Source organism: Dehalococcoidia bacterium (assembly GCA_025054935.1).
GTDB lineage: Bacteria > Chloroflexota > Dehalococcoidia > SpSt-223 > SpSt-223 > JANWZD01.
Map to the genome: position 1 here is coordinate 1 of JANWZD010000009.1, position 19,299 is coordinate 19,299.

Annotated in this window: 19 protein-coding genes; 7 read left to right on the forward strand and 12 right to left on the reverse strand. The window is 66.8% G+C overall.

Annotated features, from left to right (window positions below; translation table 11 throughout):
* The 10 genes from NZ773_10375 to NZ773_10420 form a co-directional block, all read right to left on the reverse strand.
* Positions 1-259, reverse strand: a 259-nt coding sequence (locus NZ773_10375; GenBank protein MCS6802330.1) for a hypothetical protein, incomplete at its 3' end; no start/stop codon positions are given.
* Between the two features lie 82 nt (positions 260-341).
* A complete protein-coding gene (locus NZ773_10380) occupies positions 342-2,324 on the reverse strand; it encodes a hypothetical protein (protein ID MCS6802331.1) in 1,983 nt (660 codons plus the stop codon).
* 371 nt (positions 2,325-2,695) lie between these two features.
* Positions 2,696-4,087: a rhodanese-like domain-containing protein gene (locus NZ773_10385; protein MCS6802332.1), complete on the reverse strand. Its 1,392-nt coding sequence runs from the start codon at positions 4,085-4,087 to the stop codon at positions 2,696-2,698.
* 9 nt (positions 4,088-4,096) lie between these two features.
* Positions 4,097-4,498: a DUF302 domain-containing protein gene (locus NZ773_10390; protein ID MCS6802333.1), complete on the reverse strand. Its 402-nt coding sequence runs from the start codon at positions 4,496-4,498 to the stop codon at positions 4,097-4,099.
* Positions 4,495-4,857, reverse strand: a complete 363-nt coding sequence (locus tag NZ773_10395) for a metalloregulator ArsR/SmtB family transcription factor (GenBank protein MCS6802334.1) — start codon at positions 4,855-4,857, stop codon at positions 4,495-4,497. The genes NZ773_10390 and NZ773_10395 overlap by 4 nt, the downstream gene beginning before the upstream one ends.
* An 861-nt stretch (positions 4,858-5,718) precedes the next feature.
* Positions 5,719-7,581 (reverse strand): ATP-dependent zinc metalloprotease FtsH, encoded by a 1,863-nt coding sequence (gene ftsH, locus NZ773_10400; GenBank protein MCS6802335.1) that lies wholly within the window; start codon positions 7,579-7,581, stop codon positions 5,719-5,721.
* Positions 7,582-7,762: 181 nt separating this feature from the next.
* On the reverse strand, positions 7,763-9,190 hold the full coding sequence (locus tag NZ773_10405) for a beta-lactamase family protein (GenBank protein MCS6802336.1): 1,428 nt from the start codon (positions 9,188-9,190) through the stop codon (positions 7,763-7,765).
* Positions 9,191-9,242: 52 nt separating this feature from the next.
* Complete coding sequence (locus NZ773_10410) at positions 9,243-10,124, reverse strand: hypothetical protein (protein MCS6802337.1); 882 nt, start codon at positions 10,122-10,124, stop codon at positions 9,243-9,245.
* A 292-nt stretch (positions 10,125-10,416) separates the two neighbouring features.
* Positions 10,417-11,976, reverse strand: coding sequence for a M24 family metallopeptidase (locus tag NZ773_10415; GenBank protein MCS6802338.1), 1,560 nt, complete (start codon positions 11,974-11,976; stop codon positions 10,417-10,419).
* A gap of 331 nt (positions 11,977-12,307) precedes the next feature.
* Positions 12,308-12,748, reverse strand: a complete 441-nt coding sequence (locus NZ773_10420) for an SRPBCC domain-containing protein (GenBank protein ID MCS6802339.1) — start codon at positions 12,746-12,748, stop codon at positions 12,308-12,310.
* Positions 12,749-12,792: 44 nt separating this feature from the next.
* Between NZ773_10420 and NZ773_10425 the strand changes: the two genes are divergently transcribed.
* From NZ773_10425 to NZ773_10445, 5 genes are all read left to right on the forward strand, one after another.
* Positions 12,793-13,392 carry a mechanosensitive ion channel family protein gene (locus NZ773_10425; GenBank protein MCS6802340.1) on the forward strand — a complete coding sequence of 200 codons (600 nt, stop codon included), beginning with the start codon at positions 12,793-12,795 and terminating at the stop codon, positions 13,390-13,392.
* Positions 13,389-13,805, forward strand: coding sequence for a secondary thiamine-phosphate synthase enzyme YjbQ (locus NZ773_10430; GenBank protein MCS6802341.1), 417 nt, complete (start codon positions 13,389-13,391; stop codon positions 13,803-13,805). The genes NZ773_10425 and NZ773_10430 overlap by 4 nt, the downstream gene beginning before the upstream one ends.
* A gap of 165 nt (positions 13,806-13,970) precedes the next feature.
* Complete coding sequence (locus NZ773_10435) at positions 13,971-14,399, forward strand: hypothetical protein (GenBank protein MCS6802342.1); 429 nt, start codon at positions 13,971-13,973, stop codon at positions 14,397-14,399.
* The gene (locus NZ773_10440) at positions 14,399-15,511 is read left to right on the forward strand and encodes a phospholipase D-like domain-containing protein (GenBank protein ID MCS6802343.1); all 1,113 of its coding nucleotides are present in this window, start codon (positions 14,399-14,401) and stop codon (positions 15,509-15,511) included. The genes NZ773_10435 and NZ773_10440 overlap by 1 nt, the downstream gene beginning before the upstream one ends.
* Before the next feature lie 389 nt (positions 15,512-15,900).
* The gene (locus NZ773_10445) at positions 15,901-16,182 is read left to right on the forward strand and encodes a hypothetical protein (GenBank protein MCS6802344.1); all 282 of its coding nucleotides are present in this window, start codon (positions 15,901-15,903) and stop codon (positions 16,180-16,182) included.
* Here NZ773_10445 and NZ773_10450 read toward each other — a convergent pair.
* The gene (locus tag NZ773_10450) at positions 16,174-17,655 is read right to left on the reverse strand and encodes a hypothetical protein (GenBank protein MCS6802345.1); all 1,482 of its coding nucleotides are present in this window, start codon (positions 17,653-17,655) and stop codon (positions 16,174-16,176) included. The two genes, NZ773_10445 and NZ773_10450, sit on opposite strands and share 9 nt — an antisense overlap.
* A gap of 48 nt (positions 17,656-17,703) precedes the next feature.
* Here NZ773_10450 and NZ773_10455 point away from each other — a divergent pair, with 48 nt between their 5' ends.
* Entirely contained in the window at positions 17,704-18,243 is a 540-nt protein-coding gene (locus NZ773_10455; protein ID MCS6802346.1) for an HNH endonuclease, read from the forward strand.
* On the opposite strand, the gene NZ773_10460 is transcribed toward NZ773_10455, so the two are convergent.
* Complete coding sequence (locus tag NZ773_10460; protein ID MCS6802347.1) at positions 18,219-18,671, reverse strand: DUF309 domain-containing protein; 453 nt, start codon at positions 18,669-18,671, stop codon at positions 18,219-18,221. The genes NZ773_10455 and NZ773_10460 overlap by 25 nt on opposite strands.
* A gap of 3 nt (positions 18,672-18,674) precedes the next feature.
* Here NZ773_10460 and NZ773_10465 point away from each other — a divergent pair, with 3 nt between their 5' ends.
* Positions 18,675-19,250 (forward strand): GatB/YqeY domain-containing protein, encoded by a 576-nt coding sequence (locus NZ773_10465; protein ID MCS6802348.1) that lies wholly within the window; start codon positions 18,675-18,677, stop codon positions 19,248-19,250.
* Positions 19,251-19,299 lie beyond the last annotated feature (49 nt).

Genomic DNA, 19,299 nt, shown 5'->3' on the forward strand with positions numbered 1-19,299 from the left:
CGTCGAGGGTGATGACGCCGCCGCCGTCGATGGTCGTCGGCAAGGTGATGACAAGCGTGCCGGTGATGGGGATCGTGGCCGTACCGCAGTTGAAGGTGACGGTCCCGCCGCCGGCAAGCGCATTTTGGAGCTGCGCTTGGTTGGTGCAGTTGGTGACGGTGCCGCCGGCCTCGAGGAGGCGGGGGAAGAGGGCGAGAGCGGCGCAGAGAGCACCTGTGCCGACCGCCGCGAAAATCACCGACCACCACCCGCGCCTCATCGTCCGCTCCTTTCCGTCGGTGACTGGGGCGAGTGTATCGGAGCGTGCGGGCGAATTCAACGAGGGGGTGCGGCGCGGCGGACTAGCCGGCGGGCTGGTTGATCGCAACGACGGGGACGAGTTGGCGCGTGCCCCCTCCGGACGGTGGTGTACCGCCTCCGGGCGGTGGAGGCGGTGTGCCACCCTCGGGCGGCGATGTGTCGCCCCCAGGGGGTGGGGCAATGCCGAATTCGTAGGCGCCGACATCGCAGGCTGCGCCGACGGGCCGGGCGACGCCCCGCTGGTCGGTGGCTGGGCAGGCGCCGGTGGCGGCGTCGATGGCGGGGCTGCCGGGGAGGAGCGCGCGCGTCAGCGTTGGCCCGCCGTTGTCGGCGAGCGGGCCGAGCAGCGGATTGCTCGTGTTGACCGACGCGCCGCAGGTGGTGTCGGAGACGAAGTTGACGCCCTCGTTGGTGCCGGCAGCGGCGCCGGTGCAGACGGGGGTCGTGCCGGAGACGATGCTGTTGGCGAGGACGCGGCTGCCGCCGCTGGTGGCGATCGTGCCGTGGGTGGCGGGGTTGTCGGTGACGGTGCTGAAGGCAACGCGGGTGGGATCGGAGGGACTGTCGTTGAAGATGGCGCTGCCGGTGATGGCGCTGTTGGCGTGGAGGGTGCTGTTGGTGAGGGTGACATCGCCGGTAGGTCCGCCAGTGCTGATAGCGCCGCCGCTGGTAGCGGAGTTGCCGGTGAAGGTAGTGGCAGTGATCTCCACCAATCCTGCGATGTATATCCCCCCACCGCTGCTGCCGGCGGTGTTGCTGGTGAAGGTGGTAGCAGTGATGAAGGCTTCGTAGCCCCACAACCCGCCACCCTCGTCGCCAGCAGAGTTGTTAGTGAAAATGCTGCCGGTAATGAGGCCTTTGCCGTACCACGCGGACTGCAGCAGCCCGCCGCCATAGTAGCCGGCAGAGTTGCTGGTGAAGGTGCTGGCGGTGACGATGGCGGTGTCGGCAAGCAGCCCGCCGCCGCTAGTGATAGCGTGGTTGGCGGAGAAGGTGCTGGCGGTGACGACGGCCTTATCAGCATAGAGCCCGCCGCCCCAGCCGCCGGCATTGCTCATGAAGGTGCTGGCGGTGACCGTCGCCGCGGTGTTGGCGAAGAGCCCGCCGCCGTTCCAGCGGGCGGTGTTGCTGATGAAGGTGCTGGCGGTGATGACGGCCGTCTCGGCGTGCAGCCCGCCGCCGTTCCAGCGGGCGGTGTTGCTTTGGAAGGTGCTGGCGGCGATGGTCGCCGGACCGTCGGCAAGCAGCCCGCCGCCTCTGGTATGAGCGGTGTTGCTGAGGAAAGAGCTAGCGGTCACAGTTACGGCAGCAGAGGCCCACAGCCCACCGCCGCCTCCAAGCAACGCTATGTCGCCCTGGAAGCGGGAAGTATTGCTGGTGAAGGTGCTGCCGGTGATGGTCGCCGGACCTTCGGCATACAGCCCGCCGCCCCAATACTCGGAAGTTTTGCTGGTGAAGGTGCTGGCGGTGATGACAACCATGTCGTAGGCCAACAGCCCGCCGCCGCTGTAGGAGGCGGAGTTGCTCATGAAGGTACTAGCGGTGATGATCGCTGTGCCAGAGATAAACAGCCCGCCGCCGAAGCGGCCGGCGGTGTTGGAGATGACCTTCACCCGGTCGAGCGTGACGGCGCTGGTGGAGCGGACCGCCCCGCCGTCTTCGCCGGCTCCCACGCGCCCGCGCCAGAGCGTAATGTTGACGAGCGTGAGCGGCGCGCTGGCGTCGATGATGCGGCGGGCGTTCTGGCCGTCGAGGGTGATGACGCCGCCCCCGTCGATGGTCGTCGGCAAGGTGATGACGAGCGTGCTGTCGATGGGGATCGTCGCCGGCTGATTCGTCCCATTGCAGTTGAAGGTGACGGTCCCGCCGCCGGCAAGCTGCGCCTCAAGGTCGGTTTGGTCGCCGCAGTTGGTGACGGTGCCGCCGGCCTCGAGGAGGCGGGGGAAGAGGGCAAGGCTAGCGCAGAGCGCGGCCGTGCCGACTGCTGCGATACCGACGGCCCACCACCTGCCGTTGCCTTGCATCGCCGCTTTCCTCTCTTCGGTTTGGCACAGCTTGAACGAGGAGGCAGTCAAGCGCCGGGCGAGCGGGGAGGCTGGAGGAGCCGCCCGGCAGCGCATCCTCGCCCGCGGGCTGGTCGGTCGCGTCAAAGAGGAGAGCGCCGCGATCTCGTCAGGCGAGCGGCGGTCCGCCGAAGCGGGGAGCGCTGCGCGGCAGTGCCGCCCGCGCCGCCCAGCGCTCGTCGCTGCTCGGCTCCGGGAGAATCGGTGCGGCAGGGCGGCGCGATCCAGCGAAGAGGGCGCCGGCGCTCCTGCCGGCAGCCGGCCTTGCCATCGCGGTGGGGCGCCTCTGCTGCGCCGCGATGCTCCGCCGTCGGGGGGGCAGCGCTGCGGGCTTAGCGAACGCCCGCCGGCGCGCCGCGGACAACCGGCAGCCCCGCAGCGCGCCAGCCGTCCATGCCGTCGCGGACGTTCAGCGCGTTCGTCCGACCGCGCGCCCGCAGGAGGCTGGCGGCGATGACGCTGCGCGTCCCCCCGGCGCAGACCACGGCCAGCGGACGGTCGGCGGGCAGCCGCGCAAGCTCGGCAGGGACCTGAGAGAGCGGGATCGACAGCGCTCCCTCGATATGCCCTTCTTCCCATTCGGCCGGCTCGCGGACGTCGACAATGACGAGGCTCGGCTCGCGGCGCCGCCGTTCCGCGAGCTCGCGCGCGCTCAGCTCCTCGAGCGGGGCGAGGTCGAAGCCGGCGGCGCGCCAGGCGGCCACGCCTCCCTCAAGATAGCCGCTCACTCGGTCGAAGCCGATGACCGCGAGCGCTTCGGCGGCGCGCCGCGCCTCGGCGTCATCGTTCGCGACGATCAGCAGTTCGGTCTCCGCGGAGACAATCAGCCCGACACGGTTCTGAAACTGCCCGCCGTGCAGATCGACCCCGATTGCGCCCGGGAGGTGCCCCGCGCTGAACGCGGCCGGAGGGCGCACATCCAGCACGACCGCGCCCGCAGCGGCACGCTCGGCGACCTCCGCCGGGCTCAGCGGAAGCGGCGACGGCCGCGCCGGCGGGCTGGCGGCCTTGTTCAGCGCGACGATGCGCAGCAGGTTCGGCGGCCGCTCCGGCAATCCCTCGGTCGTGAAGCGGACAAACGCTTCTTCGTCGAGCTGCAGACCGGGATTGAACCGACGCTCGTAGCCGATCGTCGACCCCGTCATCCGGCTCGTCACGCGGCCGCAGAGGGAGCCTGCGACATGGGCAGGGTAGACGAGCGTTCCCTCAGGCAGCGTCAGCAGCCGCTCATGGAGCGAGCGATAGAGGGTCCGCGCTCCTTCAACGCCGGGAATGGCGAGGTCCGGCCGAGCGACATCGCCGACAAAGAGCGAATCGCCCGTCAGCACCAGCCACGGGTCGTCGCCGCGCGCGCCGTCGATCACGGCGATGGCAATATGCTCCGGCCGGTGGCCGGGCGTATGAATGACGCGCAGCCGCACTTCGTCAAGGACGATCTCGTCGCCGTGCTGCAGCGCCAGGTGCGGATAGGCGACGCCGGCGTCGGCGTGGATGGCAACCGTCGCGCCCGTCCGCCGCGCGATCTCGTGGTGGCCGGAGACGTGGTCAGCATGGGTATGCGTCTCGATCACGTAGCGGATGGTCAGCCCTTCGCGGGCAGCCTCAGCGAGGATCTCCTCCGCCATATCCAGCCGCGGGTCGACAACCGCAGCTGCGCCCCCCGCCGAGGCGACCAGATAGCCGGCGCAGCCGATATCGTTGCGGACGAACTGTTTGAAGTACACGGGCACCTCCTAGGACGCCTGAGGAGTGAGGGCGGCCAGCGCTCGGCGAAGACGCGCTTGCGCCTCCGTCGCGATGTCATTCAGCGCGGGGTTGCCGACAATGCCGAGCATGGCGTGCGGGTCGGCGATGTCGACGCGGCTGCCGTCGCCCTCAGCGCGGACGACGACGTTGCAGGGCAGCAGCAGCCCGATCTCAGGCTCAGTTGTAAGCGCGCGGTGGGCAAGGGGCGGATTGCAGGCGCCGAGAATGACGTACGGCGCTATCTCGACGCCAAGCTTCTCCTGAAGCGTCTTCCGGACGTCGATCTCAGTCAAGACGCCGAACCCTTCCGCCTTCAGCGCTTCCTTAACGCGGGCAACCGCAGTCTCATAGGGAAGATCGAGATGGGCGCCGAAGCCATACGAACTCATGAAACCCTCCGCAGTGGAACGTCGTTGTTGAGCGCGGCGGCGAAGCGGTCGGCCAGTTCGCCCTGCTGGCGGAGCCGGTCGAGCAGCAGCTCGCGGGTGATGTGGCATGCATCGAGAATGCGGCGGTCCGCGAGCGTATAGTGCATCTCGACACCGACCCGCTCCGCGCGGACGATGCCGTGCTGGCGCAGCACGGCAAGGTGCTGACTGATCTTGGTTTGCCGCTGGCCGGTCGCCTCGACAAGCGCCTTCACCGGCCGCGGCCCCTCGCTCAGCAGGTCGAGCAGTTCGAGGCGGGTCGGGTCGGCGAGCGTCTGGCAGAGGTCCGCTTGGAGACGGAACAACTCACGCCGATCCATCAGGATACCTCTTTATTCGAAGATGCGAATAGAATACCAGCTTTCTCTCCTCAGTGCAAGAGCTCTCCCCGTCATTGCGCGCCGGGCGCCGCCCGGCGCGGCACTCCCGATCTAGCTGGGGCCGTTCCTCGCCGGCGCGATGAGGCGGAGGTCCTCATCGTTCGGGAGTGCCGCAGCCCGCGCTGCGGGCCTCGCTATGACGGTGAGAGCGCGCAGCGCCCGGCTGCTGCCGAGGCCCACGGAGCAGGAGGCGAACGGGGCCCAGCGCTGAAGGGGGGCGAGACGAAGCGGCTGCTAGGGCGCGATGAGCAGGCAGAGCCTTGCTATGACGGGAGCGGGGCGTGAGGGCCCTGCCGAGGCATGACGGCATGGGGGAGGGCGTCGGCGTGCTGCCTCATCTAGGGAGGCAGACGATCGGATCGACCTGTGCCGGGCGATCTCGTGCCCGTCCTGCGCAGCACGCGGAGTACGCGGCAGCACCCCGCCGCGTTGCCGTTGCGCTCAATCCCCGGCATGCTGGTGTTCGTCCCGCATTCGGACAGCGTCGCCGTGGCGGCGTGGCTAGAGGCCGCATTGTCCCATGCGATAGGTGCTCTGCTGCGGCGATGGCGGGAGGCGCGCCGTCCTGGGGTGAAGCGAGGCGGCAGCTGAAGGAGGGTGAATTGCCGTCGCGGCGAAACGCTGCCGTCATTGCGCGCCGGGCGCCGCCTGGCGCGGCACTCCCGAGCGTCAGCGGGAACGGGCGGCCGTCAGCGGCAGGTATAGTCGGGGAGAATAGGCGTATTGCATGCTCCCCGCGGCTGCTCCGCCCAATGACGCGGGGGCTCATGCTCGCAGCGCAGGAGGAGCGCGGGAAGCGCGCTAGGCCGGAACGGGCGCGCCCTCGAGGTCAGAGGTAGTTTGCTCCCCCAAGACGCGCGCTAGTTCGGCCGCGTCCATCGTTTCGTGCTCGATCAGGTACTTCGCGATGGCATCCAGCTTGTCGCGATTCTGCTGGATCACGTCAATCGCGCGCTGGTAGGCCGTCATAATGAGGGCGTGCACCTCTTGGTCGATCTCTTCCGCCATCTTCTCGCTGTAGTTGCGCGTCTCGTTGATATCGCGTCCAAGGAAGACCAGTTCTTCACGCCGACCGAATGTGCGAGCGCCAAGCCGTTCGCTCATTCCGTACTCGGTGACCATCGCGCGGGCGATGCTTGTTGCTTGCTTGATGTCGTTCTCCGCGCCCGTCGTAATCTCGCCGAAGACGACGGCTTCCGCAGCGCGGCCGCCAAACGCCACCGCGAGCTGGTCGAGGAACTGCGATTTGCTCCAGAGATGGCGGTCTTCTTCAGGCAGGAAGCGCGTGTAGCCGCCCATCATCCCCCGCGAGACGATCGAGATCTTGTGCACGGGGTCGGCGTTTGGCAGCAGATGGCCGACGAGGGCGTGGCCCGCTTCGTGGTACGCCGTCACTTCCTTTTCCCGGTCGGTAATGACACGGCTTTTCCGCTCCGGACCGGCGACCACGCGGTCGATCGCCTCTTCGAGTTCGTCCATCCCAATCAGCTTCTTGTTCCGCCGCGCCGCCAGGATCGCCGCCTCGTTCAGCAGGTTCGCGAGGTCCGCCCCGCTGAACCCCGGCGTCTGCTTCGCGATCGTCTCCAGATTGACCGTCCGGTCAAACGGCTTCCCCCGCGCATGCACCTCGAGGATCTGCTTCCGCCCGTTGATGTCCGGCCGGTCAAGCACTACTTGCCGGTCAAACCGGCCGGGACGCAGCAGCGCCGGGTCGAGAATGTCCGGCCGGTTCGTTGAAGCGATGACAATGACATTCGTGTTGGTGTCGAAGCCGTCCATCTCGACGAGGATTTGGTTGAGCGTCTGCTCGCGCTCGTCATGGCTGCTCCCGAGGCCGGCGCCGCGCTGGCGGCCGACGGCGTCGATCTCATCGACGAAGACGATGCAGGGAGCGTTGCGCTTCGCTTGGTCGAACAGGTCGCGCACGCGGCTGGCGCCGACGCCGACGAACATCTCGACAAATTCCGAGCCGCTGATTGAGAAGAAGGGCACTCCCGCTTCTCCCGCGACCGCCTTCGCGAGGAGCGTCTTGCCGGTGCCAGGCGGGCCGACGAGGAGGACGCCGCGGGGGATGCGGGCGCCGAGGGCGGCGAAGCGCTCGGGATATTTGAGGAACTCGACTACTTCCTGCAGCTCCTGCTTCGCTTCATCAACCCCGGCGACATCCGCAAACGTAACGGTCGGCTTGTTGCCGCCGAACATGCGGGCGCGGCTCTTGCCAAAAGAGAACGCCTGATTTCCCGCGTTCTGCCCTTGGCGCATCATGAAGAGGAGCAGTCCGCCAAAGAGCAGCAGCGGCAGGAAGTTGACAAACAAGCCGAGCCATTCGCCAAATTGGCTCGGCTCTTTGACGATCAGCTTCACCTGGCCGGGATTGTTGCCGACTTTGACCCCTTGCAGTTCGAGCAGAGCTTGCATGCTGATCGCGCTTTCCTTGCGCGACTGCAGTTTCGTTTTCGGGTCATTTGCCAGCGTCGCGACGATAGAGTCCCCTTGTACTTCGATTGTCGAGATCTCGCCCTTCTGCGCGCGGTCCAGAAGCGTGCCGATATCGATGGTGGTGCCGCTCTCCGGCCGGATGAAGATCGGAAGGAAGATCGCGACGAGAATGACGAGGATCAGCAGGTAGACAAAGGCGTTGCGAAGGCCTTTCCGGTTTGGCATCAACGTCCTTCCGTGGGGCGGGGCGCCTCACCGCAGAGACGCACAGGCGGCGTCTGCTGTCGGTTAACTCTACACGCATATCCGCCGCCTTTTCCAATATGTCCACTCGCCCGGGCGGAACGGGCGCCCGACGGCCGCACCGCCGGCGCCCCTCCTGCTCCTCCCCCATGCCGGGCCACGCTCATGACTGCGCCTTAGGAACGGCGCGCAAACCGAAACGAAGCCAGCTGATGCCGCCTTGGCGGTCGCGCAGGAAGTCGGCGCGCAGGCCGGCGAGCGGGCCGTCGACCGCGATCACGGTGTCGCGTCCGGTAAACCGCAGCCGCGCCGGTGTTCCCGCACCGTCGCGCAGGGTGAGGACGCCGTCCTCGAGCGCTACCTCATAGCGAAGCGGGAGCAGCGCGCGGCTGGTCGTGTTCTCGAAGACATAGCGGCCGAGATACGGCTCGAGGAGGTCTGGCGCGAGGTCAAAAAACGCCGGCGGATTTTCGGGAATATTCAGCACGCGGCTCATCATCCAAGTAGTCAGTTCCTGGATCAAGGCGTGGGCACTGCTGCTGTTGCCGAAGATTGCGAGCGCGAAATCGCGTTCGGGGTGGAGGAGCACAAACAGCTGCTGGCCGTCGGGCGTGCTCCCGACGGCTCCCGCGAAGCGCTGCCGCTGGGCGCTCCAGAGCAGCCAGCCGATGCCGATGCCGTCGAGCGCCAGCCACGCTGCGGACCCTGCCTCAGTGCGCGGCGCGCGCATGTAGGCGAGCAGCGGCAAGAGCATCGACGGGGCGCCGTCGCCGAGGTGAAAGCGGAGAAAGCGCAGAATATCGCGGAGCGAAAGAAGCGCGCCGAGCGCCGGGTTGAGCCCGCGCGGCGCCCCAAAGGGCCGGATGACGCGCGGCGCGCTCTCGCCATGGCCAATGCTGATGGGCTGGCTCATCACCTCGACAACATTGAAAAAGGATCGGTCCATCCGGAGCGGCGCGAAGACGAGCGCGCGGATCGCCTCCTCGAAGGGGCGGCCTGTGACAACCTCGATCACGCGCCCGGCGACGCAGTAGGCCGCAACGTTGTAGGACCAAAATAGGCCGTAGGGAGCCGTTTGGGGGAGCTCGCCCATGCCGGCGACATAGCGCGCGAGGGCATCGTCGCTGCTTCCGGTGTCGGTGTAGTCGTCGCCCCACCAGCCAGTCCGATGGATGAGGCAGTCGAGCAGCGTCACCTGCCGGGCGGTGCTCTCTGTGCCGGCGCGAAAATCGGGGATCCAGGCGCGGATCGGCGTCTCCAGTTGGAGACGCCCCTGCTCGACGAGACGAATGATCGCCGTGGCAGTGAGGGCGGGCGTGAGCGGCCCTGCCGGCAGCAGCGTGTCCTCGCTCAGCGGGTAGGGCGCCTCGACATTCGTCACCCCGAGCCCGGCTGTCCATTCGCGGCCGCCAGCGGCAACGCCGATCGCTGCGCCGGGGACGTTGTAGCGCTGCATGCCTTCCCCGACCCGATTGAGCAGCTCGGCAAAGTCGATGTCGAGCGGGGCGCTGCCGGTTCGCTGAACCGACGCTAATGCCGCGCTGGCGGCGAGCCCGCCGACGAAAGCGCGGCGCGAGAGACGATGGGACACTGGCGCGACCTACTTTCCCCCAATTCTAGGGGGCGAGCAGGGCGTGCGGCTGCTACCGCTGAGCGCTGTCCGGCGCGACAACAAACTCGATGCGATTGCCAACCGCGCTCAGCCGCTCGGCACGGAAGCCCGGCAGACGGGCGAGACTGGCCGTCAACGGGTCGGCTCCGCTATAGCGGAGCGAGAGCACGAGCGCTCCATTCAGGAATGACTTCGTTCGGACATCTTCGACGCCCGGCAGCCCCGCGACTGCCTTTTGGAAGGCGATCAGGGTGCTGAAGCTGGAGAACGGCGAGGCTGTCAGTTCATACGTCTCGGCGGCCGGCGGAGGGGCAGGCACTGTCGCTGCCGGCTCCTCCGCCGCTGCGGCCTCCTTCTCAGCGACTGCCGCGTCAACCGGCGAGGGCTCGACGGCTGAACTGGCGGCCTCGGCAGCGGCGTCAACGGGAGGAGCGGGAGCCTCGGCGGGTGCTGCCGCTTCCCCGACAGAAACTGCTTGGGCGGTCTCACCAGCCGTCGCTTGCGCTGCGGGCTCAAGGCGCTCAGCAGCCGCGGCCGGGGCAGGAGCGAGGGGCGGCTCGGTGGTGCTGACCAACTGGTCGGCCAACTCGCGGAGCGCCGCCACTTCCCGCTCAGCGAGCTCGCGAAGAGCGTGCGCGATCCGCCCTGCCTCGCTCTGCCACGCTGTTTCACGCTCTCGGAGCGACTGCATATCTTGGCGCGCGGTTTCAAGCTCGCGCGCGAGCCGATCGCGCTCGTCGCGCAGCTGCCCAATGCGCAGTTCTGCCTCGGCCAGCGCTCCGCGCAGCCGTTCTCGCTCTTCAATCAGGCTGCGGTTTTCCACCTCGAGGCGGTCAACCTGTTCGGCGATGGTAGCGAGCATTCGAAGCTGATCGCTGACACGAAAGTGGGGAAGAGCGCTGGTTTCGTTCATGCGTGTTCCCTCTCTCGAGTTGTCACTAAGCAGCGCAGCGTGCTGCGGCGATCTGCCGCCACGCGGCCTTTCCGTTTCGGCGCTCTCCCGGCTTCACGGTAAAGCGCTTGCACTCTTTCGCGAGTGTATGAAGTCGGCTGGTCAGGCGCAAGGAAAAACCGCCGCACCGCAAAAGCTGCTTGCTTGCTCTTTCGGCAGACCCATCCGCTTTCTTGATGGGCTCGCGAGGCGCCAACCGCGGAGAAGAAAGGGCGCACCGGGGCGAGCGCGAGAGAGGAGGAGAAAGCGCTGGCTACGGCAGCACGATCAGGTCGGTCTTGCCCGAAGTCAGCAGTTCTGGTCCGCTGGCGCGGACGACGAAGGTGTCCTCGAGGTGGAGCTGGCCGAACCCGGCTTCGAGATAGGCAATATCGATATTCATCGTCATGTTCAGTTCGACCGTCAGCCCCGGCCGGCGCGGGGAGTCGGTGTGCTCCAGTCCGACCGAGTGGGGGACACACACCGAATACTCCGTGAAGCCCTCGCGATGCACGGTCTCACGCACTCGGGCGGCAATCTCCTCGAAGCGGACCCCCGGCTTCACCATCGCCAGCCCCGCCTCGAACCCTTTGCGCAGCGCGTTGAAGCGGCGGACGACCGTTGGGCTCGGCTCGCCCCAAGAGACGGTGCGCCCGAAGTCGCCGAGATAGTGCGCTTTTGCGCCGAGCGCATCGATCATGAACCACTCGCCGCGCTGGGGGCGGTAGTCACGGAACATGTGCTGATGAGTGCCCGTGTGATGAGGGGAGCCGCCGAGGAGGTAGCGGCCGTCTCCGCCGCGCAGGGCCAGTGCCGCCTTATAGCGCCGAACGACCTCTTCCCACGTCGCCGCGTTCGGGATGAAGCGGATCGCTTCCAGCGCTGCCTCTTCATTGGCTATAGCCGCCTCGCGCATCGCGGCGATCTCCGGCTCCGTCTTGATCATGCGCACCTCGCGCATCAGCTCGATGGCGTCGAAGGCGGTGAAGTTGCTCTCCGGGAGCCGAGGAACGATCCGCGAGTCGTCGAAGCCGATCTTCTTGCCGAGCAGAGCGCGGTCTTTGAACACTTTGACGAGCGCCTCGAAGTTGGTCTCGCTGCGGCGCGGGGCGAGGCGGTCGCTGAGAGCTTTCAGCCGCTGCTCTGACTCGAGGAGGGCGACCGCATCGTAGTTGATCAGTTCTCCTCGGAAGACGGGGTAGTAGTCGTGAATCCAGAGGGCAGCTTCCGTGGGCGCCGAAAGCGCGAGGTTGGAGAGCACGAGCGCAGGGTCGCCGACACGCGGAACGACGGCGAAGGCGTACCACGGGAATTCCCAGAGGGGCGGCGTGTCGAGGCCGGAGAGATAGTACACGTTGTGCGGCAGGGCACAGACTACCGCATCCAGCCCGTAGCGGCGGAGCATCTCGCGGACGCGGTCGAAGTTTGCAAGCTGCGGGATTGTGCGTGGACCGGCTGCAGAGGCGGTCGAGCCGTCCCCTCCCGGGGTGGTCACGCTCGGCGCTGCAGTGCTGGGCGGAAAGGGCGGAGGAGCAGCAGGAGGCGCGCCAGTCGCAGCGAGAGCGGCGCGCCGAGCCGAGAGCGCGTCGGTGACGGGTACTGCTTGGTCAGCAGTGACGGGCGGTCCCCATTCTCCGCCGCCGCGGCGCGGCGTGGACGGCGGTGCTGAGGGCGAAGAGGGCGCAGCGGGTGACGGCGCGGCTGCAGCTTGGGCGGCGAGGGCGGCACGGCGAGCGGCGATGAGGTCGACCGCAGGCGGCGCCTCCTCCTCTGCAGTCAAGGGCGGTCCCCATTCTCCGCCGCCGCGGCGGCGCGGAGTTTCCGACATGGCCATCACAGCCTCCACGTTTCCGGCGACCTCACCGGCGCATTGCGCTGATTCTCGCACTCCTTGAAGGCGGCTGGCAAATGCTCGCGGGTGCGGGCAGCCCTTTGCCGTGCCGCGGCGGCGGTCGGCAGTTCAGGCACACCAGCTAGGCGCCGAGCAGCAGCGCGTGCGCCCGGGAGCAGAGCAACGCGAGCGCGGCGATCGGCGGCGGGGCGTTTCTCCTGCGAGCGCCCCTTCGGCGGCAAAGGGTGGTCCTTCCCCCGCTCGCTTCCGCGCCGAGAAAGGACAGTCGGCCGCGGCCAAGCGAGGCGTGCCCCTCGCTGGCGCGATGGCGCGCTCACGGCTCTTGCAAGGCTGTTCGCCGGCGAAGAGAGGACGCGAGGCAGGCGAAGTACTGGTCGAGCAACCGGTTCGCGAGCGAGCGGATAAGCGGCTCGCCGAAGCGGAGCAGGACCCCTTCGAGATGCCCGTCACAGTGGTAGACGAGCGTGGTGGCGGTGTCGCCGCTCAGGCGAATGACTGCGCTGAGCACGCCAAGCGCGGTTTCCGCGTCGAGCTGGAACGAGTGGGGAGGCACCGGATTGACGAGCCGAATGCGCCCCTGATACGAGCCGCGCAGGAAAAGCATGCGGATTGTCGCGCGGACGTGATAGTCCGCTCCGTCGCGGCGGACCTCGCGGCAGCCCGGAATGCAGTCGCGGAGCACGAGCGGGTCAAGCAGGGTCTCCCAAACGACGAGCGGCGGAGCAGGCAGCGTGCGGCGGCCTTCGAAGCGCATAGGTCATCCACAAGTGTAGGAGAGCGGTCGATATAATCCGGCCGATGCCGTTCTGGTTTGAACCCGTCGTCACCGGCTTCCAGCTGTGGTGGGAAGCCACGCTTCAAGGGGTGACCCCCTTCGTCGTTCGGGTCGTCCAGATCCTTATCGTCGCTCTCATCCTCTGGATCATCGCTGCCCGGCTTCGACGCGCGCTCAGTCAGGCCCTCGCCGGGCGGTTGGAAGATCACACCGCGTTCCTGCTCGATCGGGCAGTCGTGCTGCTGGTCTGGACGACAATCGGCGCAGTCGCGCTCGCGATTTTCGGGGTCGACCTGACTGCTCTCGCCGCCGGGGTCGGCATCGCGACGCTCGCCTTCACGGTGGCAATGCAGGATGTTCTGCGCAACTTCATTGCCGGGGTCTACCTGCTGATCGAACAGCCGTTCCGCATCGGGCAGCGAATCAAGGTGAAGGAGTTTGAAGGCGCGGTTCAGTCGGTCAGCGTGCGGGTCACGATTTTGCGATGCGATGACGGCGCGCAGGTCGTGGTGCCCAATGCGGTCCTGTTCAGCGAAGCTATTGTTAATCGGGACGCCTGCGCGCCTTCGAAGAGGGAGAACAGGACGGCTTCATCAGAAGAAGCGGACGGTACCCCCTCATGATCGTCAGCCGCACGTTTGAGGTGTTCACGAAGGGCAACGACGACGTCATCGATCTGACGCCCGCACTCCGGAATGCCATCCGCGAAAGCGAGCTAACGCGGGGAACGGCGACACTGTTTGTCACTGGCTCCACCGCCGGCCTGACCACGATCGAATTCGAGCCCGGTTTGGTCGCTGACCTCGCCGCCGCCTTTGAAGCGATTGCGCCGCGCAGCCGGGTCTATGCCCACAATGAGCGCTGGCACGACGATAACGGCCATGCGCATATCCGCGCCGCGCTGCTTGGCCCGTCGCTGGTCATCCCCTTCGCTGACCGAGTTCCTCTGCTCGGCACGTGGCAGCAGGTCGTCCTCGTCGATTTCGACACTCGCCCGCGCCGCCGCGAGATTGTCTGCCAGCTCATGGGTGAGTGACGGCGTTTCGCGGTCGTCGGGCGGCGGCCGCGCCGACGGAAGTCGGAGCACGTGTCCTCCAGCGGGACGCCACGGCTGGGGCAGCAGGCGTTCTGCGTCGCGGATGCGGTACGCTCTCTCTGACGACCTGCCCGTGGCGTCGGCGCAACTCGCGCAAGGAGGGGTGTGGACGAGAAAGAACTGCAACGCCGGGCTCAGCTTGCCGAAGAGATGCTTCTCACCGACGAGCGGCTTCGCGGCGGGCTCACGGACGACCAATTCGAAGAGATTTTGCGCTGGGCGCTTCCGCTCGCCCACGAGGCTGCTGCGGCGACGGCCTCGATCGAGGAGCGCGCCGCCGCGGACGCCGCTCTCGAAGAACGGATGCAGCAGCTGCGGCAGCTGGTTCGCCAAGCCGTTCGCTTGGCTGAAGAGCAGGCGGAGGCGTCGGCGGCGCCGGCCGCCTGGACAGCGGACGGCGGCGATGCGCTCCCGAGTAGCGGCGGCGAGATGTCGGCGCTTCTGACGGCTCCGTTTCCTCCGGCGGCAGGAAGCGAGCAGCCCCAGGCGCCGACGCGCTCCGAGGATGAGCGCGTCGGAGAGGATGACCAGTAATGGGACGCCGGCTTGTCGCTTTCTCGGTCGCGCTCGCTCTCCTCGCGCTCTGCTTCTGCGTCGTCGTCGCGGTGGCGCTGCCGCGGCTGCTCGAACAGGCCGGCGCGCTCGGCGCCGCCCCGGTGCGCAGCGGCAGCTGGTACGAGGTCTGGTTTACGGTTCCGGGCTCGCCTGACCGGCCGGCTGAGCGGCGCAACAGCATTGATGAACGGCTCGTCGCCTTCATCGACGGCGCGCAGCGGCGTCTTGATGTCGCTGTCTACGACTTCGATCTCGCGAATGTGGCAGAGGCGCTCGTGCGAGCGAAACAGCGCGGCGTCGAGGTCCGCTTCGTAACAGACGCTGACACGGTGGGAAGCGACAATCGCGCCATCCAGACGGCGATCGCCCGGGTGCGGCAGGGCGGCATCCCCATCGTCACGGACAACCGCGGGGCGATCATGCATCACAAATTCGTCGTTCGCGACAGCGACGCCGTCTGGACCGGCTCGTATAACTTCACCGCTAACGACACATTTCGTCACAACAACAATGTGCTTGTGATCTTCTCGCCTAAGGTTGCCGAAAACTACGAAGCAGAGTTCGAGAAGATGTTTGCTCGCCGCCAGTTTGGGCCGAGTAAGCCAGCTGGCGTTCCGAACCCGCGTGTCGTGATCGATGGGTCCGCAATCGAGACGCTGTTTGCTCCACAAGACAAAGTCGCGGAGCGCGTTGTCGCCCGCGTGCGTGAGGCGAGAACAAGGATCGTCTTTCTGGCGTTTCAGTTCACCAGTGATTCGATCGGCGACGCAATGATCGCGCGAGCGAGAAACGGCGTGAAGGTCGCCGGTGTTGTTGAGCGCACGGGCTCAGAAACTCAGTTCGCCGAGTTTCGAAAGCTGCAGGCTGCCGGCATCGAGGTGTATCAGGATGGCAATCCGTACATCATGCACCATAAGGTGATCGTGATCGACGATCGCATCGTCATGCTTGGCTCCTATAACTTCTCGGAGAACGCCGATCGAAATAATGACGAGAACCTCCTGATCATCGAGGACCGCGGGCTTGCGCAGCGCTATCTCGAGGAGTTTGACCGCGTGCGCGAGGCGGCGCGCCGCGCAGAGCAGCGCTAAGGCGGCGCAGCCGGCTGGACCCCGGGGACCTTCGCTGGAAAGGTCTCCAGACGAGCTCCCAAGGCGCTCGGGAACGGCAGGTGAGCAGTCTCTTCGCGGGAGAACGTCTGGGCCGGCTCCTCGCTGCTGGACGCCGCCCCTTCCGAGCAGGAGGAGGCTGCTTGCCTTCTTGCGCAGGCGGATTGACGGGGAAAGAGGATAGCGCGTATAAGATACTGCACTCGGGAAGCGGCGCTGCCGCTGAGCGGCAGCGGACGGCGAGGAAGCCGAATGCAGCGTTTGCTGGCAACCGACTGGTCTCTAGGCGACACCGCAACAGGTTCCGTTGCGGTGTCGCGCGTTTTCGGGGGGCGCCGTTTCCTGAAGCAGTCTCGGTGTCGGGAGGTTCCATGAACTCGAGCGTCATCGGCAAGATCGAGAAGGCCCGCCGCTACGCGCAGGAGCGCAACCGCATTCATTTCACCTCGCTTTCGGCGACCTTCCATGGCGAGAACGCCGATCACACGGTGACGCTGGAGAACGGCCGCTGGCACTGCAGCTGTCACTTCTTCAAAGGCTGGAACTTCTGCAGCCATACGATGGCGTTCGAGCGTGTGCTCGAAGGAATGCTTCCGGCCACTGCCCGCGCCCAAGGCTTGGACTTCGGAGAGCCGCCAGCCGCCTCACTCTAAGCTGAGCGTTCCCCCTCCAAAAGTGAGCACTTGGCCCGGGCGGACAGGCACCCGGGTCATTCCCGCTTCGGCTGGCTCCGCATCGGGCAGAACGCCCTGCTGGCTCCGCAGCCGATCATCAACCAGCAGCAGCCACCGCGTTTCGGGGGCGAGCGCAGTGCGCTGCGGCGCGGCGGCAAAGGGGTCGACCCAGAGGCTAGAGCGCCACTCCGGCAGGTAATACTGCAGGTGGCGGTAGCTGTCGTACGAGAGCAGGAGGATTGTTCCGTCGTTCGGCAGCGCCCGGATCGCGGCGATCTTCGCGGCGAGGAGGCGATCGCTTTCGCGGACCCCCTGCGCAGTGAGCAGCCGCGGATAAAAGAGAAAGATACCGGCGTTGAGGAGGGCGATGGCGGCGATCATCACGCCCGCAATGTCGCCGGCCCGCTGCCCGGCGATGCGGCACGCCAGCACGACAATCGCGTGGCTTGCGAGAAGCGCCAGCGCTGGCAGGAAGCTGAAAACGTAGCCCGGGTCACCGATGTGGATGAAGACATAGAACAGAAAAAGAGGGGCGAGCCAGATCAGGAAGAACAGCCAGCGGCGGTCGGGCCGCGGTCGCCAGCGGAAGAGCGCGAGCGCTCCTGCGCCAAGCGGAATAACCATGGCATAGAGGGCATACCAGGTGTAGCTGACGAGGTCACGAAGGGTGGAAAGCAGCGCTGGAACGCCGCCGCGCGTCGAGGAATAGCGGTCGAGCACATCCCGGTCGGTATAAGCGTGAAGCACCGCGAGGTAGCTGCCAAGCCCGCCAGAAAGCGCAATCGTCGGAAGAAGCCACCCGCCGACGAACACGCCTGTGAGCGCGACGGCGGCGAGGCCGCGCCGCCATCCCGCTCCCACAAGCCCTGTCAGCCAGAGCGGACCGAGAAGCAGGAGCAGGTCGGGGCGGAAGCCGGCTCCAACGCCGTAGGCGACTGCAAGGGGCAGCCACGCGCTGCGCTCTCCCTGCCAGGTCGTCCGATAGGCGCTCCACGCGACCCACGCCGAGAAAACCGCGAGCGCAGGATAGGCGAGGGCAAGCCCGCCGTAGCTCCAGAACGTCACGCTTGTCAGCACGAATATCCCCCCGCCAAGACCGGTCAACCGGTTGAAGACGGCTGCGCCGAGAAGGTAGGTAAGCGGCGGGGCGGCGGTGCTCAGCAGCAGGGTGACAGTGACCAGGGCAGCGTTCGCGTCGCCATTGAAGAGCGGCACCAGCAGGTGCCCGACCGCAACGTAGAGGAAATAGCCCGGCGGATGCGGATGGTGCTGCGTCACATCGTAGGCGCGAGTGGCGAGCGCGAAATTCGCCGAGTCCCAGTTGAAGAGCATCGTCGTCCGGAAGGGGAGCCGGCTCAGGAAGGTGGCGAGCGCTAGTGCTCCTGCAACGAGAGCATCCCGGCGTTCAGGGCGGGACGGTGAGGACAAAAGCAGCCAAGAGGTCGGTTTCATGACCCGAGACCCATCCCGTACAATCGTAGCGGAGGGAGGCTCCCGGCGATGAAGGGCCGCGTTAACTCACCCGTTCTCGTGCTCAACCAGAACTACGAGCCGTTGAACGTGACGAGCGCTCGGCGCGCGATCGTGCTTCTGGACCGGGGCAAAGCCGAGGTGCTTGAGCACGGCGGGGGAGTGGTGCGATCGGCGCGCCACGTCCACCCGCTGCCATCCGTCATCCGTCTGATCTATCTCATTCGCCGCCCGCGCCCGCAAGTTCGGCTCTCGCGGCGAGAAGTGTTTCTGCGCGACAACTACACCTGTCAATACTGCGGGGTAAAGTCGCGCGACCTGACGCTCGACCATGTTCTGCCCCGTCAGCGCGGCGGCAAACATGTGTGGGAGAACTTGGTCAGCGCGTGTAAGGCCTGCAACCACCGGAAAGGCAACCGGACCCCCGAAGAAGCGCGGATGCAGCTGCGGCGCGAGCCGCGTCGGCCGAGCGCCAGCGCGTTCTACATCTTCGCAGCCTATCTGCACCAGCAGAATGGCTGGCACAAGTTTCTGCCGGTCGACGACTACCCGAACGAAGCGGCGTCCTGAGCGGGCAGACCGAGCTGCGGCGCCGGCAGAGAGAGTGCGCTAAGCTGGTCGGGAGAAGCCGCTTCAATCGCGCGAAGCCACGCCGCAGTCTCGGCGCGGAGCTTTTCGAGGTCGATCTCGTGGCAGCGGGCGGGAAAGGGCGCGAGGTAGTCGAGGCCAGAGCGCAGTTTTGTCAGCGCGCCGTGGCGGTTGCCGCGGCGCAGGTGATAGAACCCGACGGCGATGTGGAGAAGCCCCTGGTAGACGCGGCGGACCGCTCCCCTCTCCTCGCGCCACAGCTCCTCTAAGGTCTCGTGGCAGGCGAAATAGTCACCAGAGTTGAACTGGCGAATGGCGCGTGCCAGCGCCGGCGGACCGGGCTGAGCGCAGGCCCTCCTCGCCGTGGCGAGCTCTGGCGCGCTGAGGGAGCGGAAGCGTTCCAATGACACGTCATGATAGTACGAAGTCTCGGCAGGAGGAGGGAGATGGCGCTCCGCGAGCGGCTGATGAATGACCTGAAAGAGGCGATGCGCAGCGGCGACCCGGTCCGGCGCGAAACCCTTCGCTTGTTGCTCGCCGCGATCCGAAAGGCGGAGCAAGCAGAGAAGGCGGCAGCCTACGAGCGACTTGCGGCGGGAAAGTCGCCGGAAGAAGTTGAGGCGGCCGACATCCGCATTGCTCCTATCGAGTTCGACGACGACGCGCTGATTGCCGTCATTCGTCGCGAGGTGAAGCAGCGGCAGGAGAGCATCGCTGCCTACCAGAAAGCAGGCCGGAGCGAGCTGGCGGCGCGTGAGGAGGCGGAACTGCGGATCTTGAGCGACTATCTTCCTCCCCAACTCGATCGCGCGGCGATCGCGACGGTCGTGCAGCGCATTATCGATGAGGTCGGCGCTTCCGGGCCGGCGGATATGAAGCGGGTGATGCCGCGAGCGATGCAGGAGCTGCGCGGCAAAGCGGACGGGCGCGAGGTCAACGCTGTTGTCACGGAGCTGCTCGCTCAGCGCCGGCAGGAGCAGGCAAAGTAAAACGCCCGGCTGCGCCGACCGGGCGTTGCGGAAGGAGAGGAAGACGGCG